This window comes from Chryseobacterium sp. SIMBA_028, assembly GCF_046535285.1.
Lineage (GTDB): Bacteria > Bacteroidota > Bacteroidia > Flavobacteriales > Weeksellaceae > Chryseobacterium.
Map to the genome: position 1 here is coordinate 1 of NZ_JAWRWZ010000265.1, position 274 is coordinate 274.

Here is a 274-nt window from a genome sequence, read left to right on the forward strand (position 1 = left end):
CATTAAAAACTTTCAATCAGAATTAAAGTCAACTTTAATACATTTAGCAAAGGAAGATAGTATTACTAGGATTGTTATAAATAATCCCGAAGAAGTTTTATCGGGAGATATTAAAATTCAATACAAAGAATATATCAGATTGAGAGAAGGAATCATCTCTCACGATGAAGTGTTAACTATTTCTGAACATATGTTTGCAAAGTATCCTAAGTTATGTGATATTTTAAAGGATAAGTTCAAATTCATATTCATTGATGAGTATCAGGATACTAAT

1 protein-coding gene is annotated in these 274 nt (G+C 27.4%); it reads left to right on the forward strand.

Translation table 11 applies throughout. The features are described 5' to 3' along the window. Position 1: 1 nt before the first annotated feature. A partial coding sequence (locus SCA31_RS23400) for a UvrD-helicase domain-containing protein (RefSeq protein WP_410699412.1) occupies positions 2–274 on the forward strand: 273 nt, incomplete at its 3' end.